We start from the raw sequence: 9,169 nt of genomic DNA, 5'->3' as shown, positions 1-9,169 counted from the left end.
TTTTTCTTATCAATCTTATTTTGCTCTAAGAAGAAATAAGAGAAAGTAGATTGCAAGATACCACGAGCTTTTACATTTTCTAAAATACGAACAAAGTCCTGACTTGCCCAACACATTCCCGCATTTCTTTTACGTGAACGACGCGCTACCTTTTCTAAGAAGTTAACTGTTTGTTCATAATCGATAAACTGCCACATCTCATCTACATACAGTACTTTTCGTTTGATAGCGTGTTCTGGACTCTTAATCCAATGCTCCCAAATATAGTTCAGGATAACGTGGAAGGCGATTGGCTTTAAGAATCCCTCTTCTAAATGACTAATATTAAAGTTAACAACACGCGATTCATTTAACTGTGTTTCTACACCACGTCCAAAATGACTTTGTCCATCAAATAATGGTTTTGAACCATCACGTAAAAACGGACGAATCGCGGCAATTAACTCTTCCGCTTTCACATCGTCTCCATGATGTTCTACTATGACATCGTAGATTTCTTTTAACTCCGGCTCTGGCTTCCTCACTTGAGACTGAATTAATTGTCCATCCACCTTCTTCACTTCATCTGTATATAAGGATGATGGATGTGAGGTAATACCATGCTTATCAAACACTTCACGAATCGCATCTTCTAACATTGTGCGCTGGAATACATTTAATCCGGGTTGATCAAAATCTTGTCCGCGAATAATAATGTCAAAGAATCCTAGTATTTCATTGATTTTCTCTAAAATAGGTACAAATCTTACATACTTGACGCCATCACGCTCTACGAGTTCTTTCTTATCATATTGTTCAAGCGCTTCTAGCTCTTCATCTTTATCCGTAATCTGAAGTTCTGTTACTGCAATTGCACAAGGATTGATAATGATATTACTTTCAGGTGAAATATTTAAATTAATACCACCTAAACGTTTTGTAATTTTTACGAATTCACCTTCTGGATCGATAATCATTGCATGCGTATCTGCAAGTGATGTTTCACGAGCTAGCTTCATTTTTAAAAGTAAACTTTTCCCGGATCCTGAAATCCCTGTCACACCAATGTTATAGTTTGGCGGACGATAATCTGCGTTACCAAATGAATTTAAAAATTCTACTTGTCCAGTAATTTTGTTCTTTCCTATTGGTATACCACCATTAAATCTTCCGGATCCTGATACAAAGGGAGCAAATGTACATAGAGCACGTCTATCGATATTTCGATAGGTATCTTGCAGAGTATTTGGTGCACCTAGTGGCATAACCGCTTTCAAGCCACTCTTCACACGATTCCAAGTACTCGCTATTTTAAAGTGAGATGCTTGCATTTCATCTTCAATATACTCACATAAAACGTCTAATTCTTTCTTTGAGTCAGCATACGCAACCGCCATCGTACTTACCATATAGGAGTCATTTTCATTGAATTGAATTTCATCCATTAAATTGTTTGTATCTTGAATTTTTGCATCTAAGTCTTTTTCTTGGTCAATGTTTCCTCGTGTACGTTGGAAAGAAAGATTTGAACGTAGCATAGTAAGCTGCATATCTAATGAGCGCATTGCCTTAGCTTTTGGCTCTTTATGAATATCGATCATGACATCCACTTCCCCAGCTGAAGTTAACATGTTGAGCCAATTGGTTTGCATCATACGTGGGTACCCATCACGTGGAATATAAAACGGACGGAAGAACGTATTACTTCCTAAGGATTGTTTAATGACACCATAATCTTCTGCGTCAATTTTCATTCCTTCTGGAGCGATGACATCAAACACAGTTGTTTGATTGTCTAATTGTGTCGGTATTTCCTCATCTTCCAACTCTTCCTCCTCTAGTTCCAACTCATCCTTTTCTTCTGCTTCTATTTTTTTCTTTTCCTTTTTCTTTTTTCCGAATAACTTCATGTTTACGCCACCCCGTTATTTGATTTTTCAGCTTTTTCTTCCGCTAGAACTTTCTTCATTAACTCTAGTTTTCTCTCATTTGTTTCACCTGTTGAATACAGCGAGAAGTTCTCATTTTCAATTAAATCTTGGAAACGTGCTTTCACCGCTTTACGACGGTTAAACGCTACGTATAAGAGTTCTATTAATTTATCTTTCGTTAACATTTCTACACTAATTTTTGCTTTCGATAGTAGATTTCGGGAAGCATTATAGCGACGATATAATTCGTTAAACGCTTTATCTACAATCTTTTCTTCCAATTCATCCTCTGTATCAGCTGTAATCGTGCTAATATCCACTTTGTATGGATAAATTAAATATCGCTTTTGTTCATATCGAGGCTGCGAACGTTGCCAGTACTCTAAGTTGTCGATAACTTCTTGCCCATAAAGTACTGTCTCTGGTGTAAGGTCCTTCGCACCTTTCATTGTTTCTGTCATTTTTCGTACAGGATCTGTTAAATCTACAAACTTACTTTGGATATATACCTTCGTATTAAACTCTAATGTGGTTAACCATGATTCAATTTTGATATCAATCGCTTCTTGTTCCGCATTGGAAAGTAGGTAATAGTTTACTGGGTGTGCCTCCGCGATTAGGACAAACGTGTCATCATGATAACGAATCATATGATTTTCAACTTCCTTAATGTCTTCTACAAAAGCACTAAAGAAATCCACATTATCCTCATCAATTTCCTCTGTAGCAGGCGTATTCTTTTTATTTTTCTTTCCATTTTTTTCAGCAGTACGTTTCTCTACCCCACCCTGACTTTTCCCCTTTTTCTTAAAACCAAATAGCGGTTTTCCATTCATTTTCCGATAAAAGAAAAACCCTACAATGGCTACCACCGCGAAATATATCATTTCTAACATCTATACATTCTCCTTTACCCATGTAATTGGCTCGTACCCTTTTCTCCACTTGCCTTTTTCAGAACGGCTACGCATTTTGATAAGTAAAAATTTATCTAAATACATGTGTTGTTTTTCTTTATAAATAAAAGCAAACGTTATTACAACTACTACTGTTGGTATTGCTAAAATTAAGCAAATAAAAAATGCTACTGCCCCATTAAAAGGTGCAAATAGCCGCCATAAGAATGGCACATATAAATAAAGGGATGCTCCTCCACCTAATAGATAAATCAATTGACGTTTGCTCAGCACACCTAACAGCGTTTTTTGTTCCGAAGTCATATCAACAGGAACGGTTACTTTTCTCATTTTGTTTCCTCCCTTGTATAAGAGAAGCTCTCCCCAAATAGAGGAGAGCTTTTACAAACTCTTATGTTAAATTTGTGTAACCCAAGAAGCGATGTCGTATGCTTTGATCATGACAAAGCCTCCAATTGCCGCACAAGCTAAACCAACCATGGCTTGTGTACGGTTTTCAGGGTTTTTCCCTTGTGCACCAGATAATTTAAGAGCTGCAAATACAATGCAAGCTACTACCCAAATCCCCCCAAAACCAATTAGTGTTGTTACAAGGGTATTCATGCTTTTTTGTACAGTTTCAGCACTCGTACTAGTGGTGTGCCCTTTAAGACCAGTCTCAAAACTACTTTTTGCCAGTAGAAAATCTCCTACCGATGTTGTCATAAGCTTTGCAGACAACCAATTCAACATAATTCCTGCACCTCCGGGTGTTTTTGCTCGCAAAACGCAAAAAGACCCCAATACACGCACACGTCCCCTAAGGACATGGCGCATATTGAGGTCTTCTCTTATATGCGAACTGATTAATTTTTTATTTTATTGTAAAATCTTATTACGTTTATATTATAGCAATACGATTTTAAAAATACAAGCCCTTATTTACACCTAAAAAAGAAAAATGACATTTCGTGTTCTATTTTTCTTTTATTTCTTTTTAACCTCTTGATTTGGATCGTACCATACCATTTGAATTTGAAAAATATCACTGTCCGTAAGACCTAAAACATTCATTTCCTCTTTCAATGAGCGCCATGGTTCTATTTTTATTGCTTTTGTACTTTTGTCTCTAAGTGTATACACATGTACATAGTATGCTTCTTTTTTCTTTTGCATAATAACCTCCATTTTACTGCAGTATAACAAATCATATATCTATATAGAAATTACACAATTATTTATTGGATTTGGGGGTAATATACCTTAATTAGTCTGCGGTTATATTACACATTTACCACTTTTCATTTAGAAAATTAATAATCACTATACCATGTATACAAAATTACAATGAAATATAATGACACACTATTTTCCTTAATTTAGCAATATAATTGTCAGTATTATTAAATACTAAATATTCTATAGAAGAAATATTAGATTGGGAAGAAGTATGATAATAAGTAAAAGTAAAATTATAATCTTCACCTATTAATAGTATTATAAATAAAAACAGATAATTACTATATAAACGTAATTATCTGTTTTTATTTCATCATTAGTTATTTACTTTTTAAAATCACAGTAACCTCTTCAATACTTAATTCAGCAGCTTCTGCAACCTTCTCTATAGGTAACCCTACTTTAATCATGTTTTGAATTAGTTGTATTTTGGCTTCTTTTGCACCTTTCTCTTCTGCTGTTTCTATTTCTGATATCCTGTCTTTTATTTCCTTTTCCCTTGCCTCGTAATAACGTTGGAAATCTTTGTTACTTCTTAAACGCTCCCAATCCTCTATTTCTTGTTTAAAAATAGCTTCTTTTTCCATTACCTTCTCATATTCCTCACAGTACTACTTATTTTGTAGAATCTCATTAACCTCTTCCACACTTAATTCAGTGGCTTCCGCTACTTTCTCTATAGGAACACCGACATTAATTAAATTGTGAATCATCTCTATCTTAGTTGCAATTCTAGCTTCTTCTGTGGCTTTTTCCTCTGCCGTTTCTATTTCAGATATTCTGTCTTTTATTGCCTTTTCTCTCGCCTCATATAAGCGTAAGAAATCCTTATCGCTACTTAGACGCTCCCAATCTTCCATTGCCCTTTTCAAAACTGGATCTTTTTCCATCGCGATTCCCTCCAGGATTGTTGTTAATTTCTCATCTTCATATGCAGGAAATAATAATAGCCAACGCGCTAAAGAATCTTCCCATGGATTCATTCGTTCTCCTTGCCATTCTTGAATTACTTTTGGAATTTCAAGAAAATGCAACTGCATATTTTCGGTAATGATTCGCTTAGATTTTTTGTTCATCACTGTATTAACATTATGAAACTCCTGCTCTTCTGGAAACAGAATGAAATCTACTATATTAATACAAATGGTTGGTCTTAATTCCGTGTACTTCATCCCTTGAGTCATTTGGGAATAATACATGCCTGACCAGTAGAACAAAGAACGCTCTATCATATCTTTTTTGTCTCGAACTTGAATCTCTATATTAATTTTTATACCACTATTTAGTGTCGCTCGCAAATCTAAAATAGACAATTTATCATTCTTCTGCTCTCTTGGAAGATGCGGATCATCTAAGTGCAAAGATGTAATTTCTTCATCAATAGATGATTGTAGTACCGCGTTAAGAAACCCAATTAATATATCTTCATTTCCCTCTACTCCAAACAAACGCTTAAAAGCATAATCAACTCGTAAATTTACTAGATTTTTTTTCATAGATGTATTCATATTCTCTTCTACCCTTCTTTTAGTTAATTTAAATCCTCTGTAGTAATTGGATATAAGAAAAAGATAGAATTTAAAACTCTATCTTTTTCAATCTACCTATTTATTAAAATATCAACCTACTTTATGACTTTCACAATCTCTGAAATACAGGTTTAAATCCCGCTTGCATTGTATCATCCAGCCCCTTACCTTGTGCTGGATTCCATGCTGCAATAATTACGTTATAACCCACTCGCTTTAACTCTGTCGCAAAGTCTATAAGAGCTTTCCTTACTTTCTTATTCTCTACTAAATCAGCATCAAACGCTAAATAGACTTTTTCTACACCCATATCCTTTAATACAGGCATAGCAATTCGCCAAGCATTTACACCAGGAATCGCAAGCACCGTTGTTCCTATTTCAGAAATCTCCTCTTTATTAAATCGCTCTGGAATCAAATCAGCAATCAAATCGGCTTTCATAGGTCCTTCTGTGATCATTACTGATTTCGTTTGATGCAATGTACCAGAATTCCAATGTTTTAAATGAGAACTTGGTACCGCTACATGTACAGGAAGTGGATTTTCACTACCACCTGCACCAGTCCCTTGATTTTTGTTTGCTGATGAGAGCCATAGATATTTTTGCCCTTTATGGATCTTTACAACAATTTGTCCCTCTTGAAATGGAATCTCTATCTTTTTGCTCACTTCTAGTTCGCCTTCAAAGATACAATCACCATCTTTAGTTATCTTTACAACATTAGGCTGCTCGATTAATTCCGCTTGAACTCCAGGAGATGCCGATTTCACATGAAGGGAGTTTTTCACTTCATCCACACGAACCTGCCATCCAACAATTTGATTGTACTGGTTTCGAAAAGGGATCAATATACCAGGAGATCCTGACATCAAACGAAGAGAAAGTTGACCCTTCCTCATCTCATAAAAGCCCGGAACCCCCTGCCAACAGTTTTTATTCCCCATCTGTTTAAATAGCTGTTCCCAAACAGTCGTATACGTATTATCCTTCTCTAACACAATTTGTTGTTTTAAGAAAGATCGATATTGACGTACTTGTATTTGTTCCTCGCTCATTTTTCTATCTCGTAATAAATGTGTATGATGATGCTCCTGCAATGGTATGAAATCCATTAATTTCCGATTAAACACATCTAATTCCTCATTGCTTTTCTTATCATGAATCTGAACTTCATCCGCCTCAGGCAATTGATACTTATCTTTTCCATTTATGTAGTGAATGTAGCTTGGGTTGCCCGTGTTTTTCCCATAAATCCATTTACTTTCTACACGTGTACATGCTACCTTCTCTTGCGAAACATGCAGCATGCAATTACCTGTATCATGACAAATCGGACACGTGACACGGTAAAATTCCCACCAGCTACCTCTTGGATAAGCACTCGTTAAACGAAATTGACCTTTTTGAATGTTATAATTCATTATTCCCCACTCCTTGTATACTGTTTATTATATATGGAATTGCTACTTCCATTAAACTCTTTATACTCCTATTCAGATATTCTCTTTGTTCTCCTAACGGATATACAAAAGAATATGTATCACAAACTAAATAATCATTTCTATGTTCTTGATCTAGCAAAGCTGATTCTACATATGCTTCAAATGCTCTAGCAAACATCTCATGATTCGTAGACCAATACTTTTTGGTTCTCTTCTTATCTAACTGAATGGCTGTATCAAAGTATACAGACCCTTTCGCTTGATACGATATTTCATTAAGTTTCTCGCCTGTTTTTTTATAGTGATAAGCAGCCAACATTTTTGCGGTTTTCTCAAATTCTTTTTCAACCTTACGTTCCATACGCGTCTTAGCTGCTCCTGATAAGGTATCCAGCTTTTTGTACGAACTTAAGTGATATGATTCTAGAATACCTGACACATTTCCCTTACATACATCATAACTATTGATGACACTACCATAGAAATACCACTTTCTATCATAAGCATTTTCCACATTAATTACTCTGGCCACTTTTCCTTGTTTACAATCATCTAGCACTGCTTGCATCTTTTCCTTAATAATAGCAGGCAAGATATTCCCGATACTCTTCTCACTTGATAAGAAAGCAAGGCTACCATTTTGAAAATCATGACTACAATCATATAAGAAATGATCCAATGCATGGCCCCATTCATGACATAATGCCCCAACTCCATTATCACGAGTTAAATTAATTACTTTGGTAGAAGGTTCATAATGTGCTAATGCATTACCACTTCCTCTCGCACCAATCGCAAGTCCTAAGCGCCCTCCTAACCCTATATATTCAGGTGGAATCCCCAATATACGAGCTACATCATGTAACGCTTTAGATACATGCCCAATATGTTCTTTTGCATATTGTTCGGTGCAATAATGTCCAAATTGCATTCCCTTCAATCCAAACATAGCAACTACGTCTTCAGGTTTGGTAGCAAGTTCTACTCTTGGTCCTTTTCTCTGGAGAGTATCTGGCAGTTTCCTACTCCAAGCAGCTGCAGATTTCTTACGAGTCGTAACCTTTTTTGTAAGTAAATCATTCCATGTTAGTTCATGTGATACACGAAGGTACGTAGAATTAACACTTTTTGAATTTGTACAAAGTGATATGAATTTCTTTCCTAATATTAATAACTCCATACCATTTGCCTCAACAAACTCATCAAAATATTCCTCTACCATTCTTTTAAATGTGAATGTCAAATTCTTATTTTTTCTAAATGCAGACCAACCATTGCTCATTTCCATACCATAAGAGACAACAAGATCTACCCATTGTTCTGAGGTATGTACCGACTGTATATCATGCCATATTCTTCTACATGCTTGCACATATAGTTTCCTTGCAGTCGGTGTATCTACAATTGGTTTCTTATTTATCCTGCCTACTAGTAGTTGCTTTAACTTTGCAACACGTGGCGGGATATCATTTTCTTTTTCTAGTTCAAAAGAAAAGGGAATCAATGTATTCCGATCTAATGCATTTAACGCCTCTACTGGAGATTCTTTTTCAATTTCAGCTAAAATTTCTAAGGAAAATGATACTAAAAATGATTCTTTTAAGGCCCGTATCTCTTTCTTCGCTCCCACTAATTTCTCCCCAACATCATAACTGTATCGATTTCGAACTTGTTTATCTGTTCTCACATCTTGTACCAATATGTCTTCTCCTACCTTTAAATCAAACAGTTCAAATAAATTCATGCTAAAATCCTCCTTAATAAAATAAAAAGACAGAAATTCATAGTCATTTTTCACTACGGATTTCTGTCATTCCCTCTGTCTGTATACTTCCATATGGTTCTGTAAACCACTCATTACGATACACTCACACCTGTTAAAGAGAATAAATCCTCTTTTGTCGGGTTGAGTGCTTGTAACCAGCTATCTACCTTTAGAAAGTTTACTTTTTTTAATTGTTCGCCTTTTTCCGCACGCTTAACCACTTCTAAGCATCCATGATAATGTACAAGCATAGTAAGATCATCTTTCTTATAAATACAATCTCCATCTGAAGCCTTTACATGATGGCTACGCAGAATCGGTTTCCATTGCTTAAGCGAATATCCCTCTACATCTAAAAAACCACGGATAGCAGTAAAGCGAAAACT

9 protein-coding genes and 1 pseudogene are annotated in these 9,169 nt (G+C 35.6%); all 10 read right to left on the bottom strand.

Annotated features, from left to right (window positions below):
• The coding region (locus CO726_RS29715; protein ID WP_425427830.1) for a VirB4 family type IV secretion system protein at nt 1-1,826 on the bottom strand (1,826 nt) is incomplete at its 3' end.
• Nucleotides 1,827-1,891: 65 nt separating this feature from the next.
• Complete coding sequence (locus CO726_RS29710) at nt 1,892-2,806, bottom strand: hypothetical protein (protein ID WP_099686691.1); 915 nt, start codon at nt 2,804-2,806, stop codon at nt 1,892-1,894.
• A complete protein-coding gene (locus tag CO726_RS29705) occupies nt 2,807-3,157 on the bottom strand; it encodes a PrgI family protein (RefSeq protein WP_099686690.1) in 351 nt (116 codons plus the stop codon).
• A gap of 66 nt (nt 3,158-3,223) precedes the next feature.
• Nucleotides 3,224-3,643 (bottom strand): hypothetical protein, encoded by a 420-nt coding sequence (locus CO726_RS29700; RefSeq protein WP_099686689.1) that lies wholly within the window; start codon nt 3,641-3,643, stop codon nt 3,224-3,226.
• 150 nt (nt 3,644-3,793) lie between these two features.
• Nucleotides 3,794-3,982 (bottom strand): hypothetical protein, encoded by a 189-nt coding sequence (locus CO726_RS29695; RefSeq protein WP_099686688.1) that lies wholly within the window; start codon nt 3,980-3,982, stop codon nt 3,794-3,796.
• A 383-nt stretch (nt 3,983-4,365) separates the two neighbouring features.
• On the bottom strand, nt 4,366-4,632 hold the full coding sequence (locus tag CO726_RS29690) for an Rpn family recombination-promoting nuclease/putative transposase (protein WP_099686687.1): 267 nt from the start codon (nt 4,630-4,632) through the stop codon (nt 4,366-4,368).
• Between the two features lie 24 nt (nt 4,633-4,656).
• The gene (locus CO726_RS29685) at nt 4,657-5,553 is read right to left on the bottom strand and encodes an Rpn family recombination-promoting nuclease/putative transposase (protein WP_099686686.1); all 897 of its coding nucleotides are present in this window, start codon (nt 5,551-5,553) and stop codon (nt 4,657-4,659) included.
• Between the two features lie 130 nt (nt 5,554-5,683).
• Nucleotides 5,684-6,997 carry a DUF3854 domain-containing protein gene (locus tag CO726_RS29680; RefSeq protein ID WP_099686685.1) on the bottom strand — a complete coding sequence of 438 codons (1,314 nt, stop codon included), beginning with the start codon at nt 6,995-6,997 and terminating at the stop codon, nt 5,684-5,686.
• On the bottom strand, nt 6,987-8,762 hold the full coding sequence (locus CO726_RS29675; protein WP_099686684.1) for an LPD1 domain-containing protein: 1,776 nt from the start codon (nt 8,760-8,762) through the stop codon (nt 6,987-6,989). Before CO726_RS29675 ends, CO726_RS29680 begins: the two co-directional genes overlap by 11 nt.
• Nucleotides 8,763-8,875: 113 nt before the next feature.
• A pseudogene (locus CO726_RS29670) lies at nt 8,876-9,169 on the bottom strand (hypothetical protein); the annotation flags it as partial.

It is taken from the genome of Bacillus fungorum (genome assembly GCF_002746455.1).
Taxonomy (GTDB): Bacteria; Bacillota; Bacilli; order Bacillales; family Bacillaceae_G; genus Bacillus_A; species Bacillus_A fungorum.
This window is presented reverse-complemented; position numbering and strand designations above follow the sequence as displayed.